1 rRNA gene is annotated in these 255 nt (G+C 49.8%); it reads left to right on the forward strand.

What is annotated here, in order from left to right:
* Nucleotides 1–160 precede the first annotated feature (160 nt).
* Nucleotides 161–255, forward strand: a 16S ribosomal RNA gene (locus tag MRBLMU1_RS29575); the annotation flags it as partial.

The raw sequence follows: 255 nt of genomic DNA on the forward strand, positions 1-255 counted from the left end.
TGAAAGTGCACGCGGAGCCTCGGTTCCGCGATACTTAAAATATCAAATGTTCACAAGAAGTAATGAAATAGGCGCTACGAAAGTAGTGGCCTGTCAGTATTTTGAGTGAGCGACCCGTCGGCAACGATGGTGCTACGAAAGTAGCAAATAAACAGAGATTAAACTGAAGAGTTTGATCCTGGCTCAGATTGAACGCTGGCGGCATGCCTTACACATGCAAGTCGAACGGCAGCGCGGGGCAACCTGGCGGCGAGT

The organism is Burkholderia sp. LMU1-1-1.1 (assembly GCF_040675865.1).
Classification (GTDB): Bacteria; Pseudomonadota; Gammaproteobacteria; order Burkholderiales; family Burkholderiaceae_D; genus Rugamonas.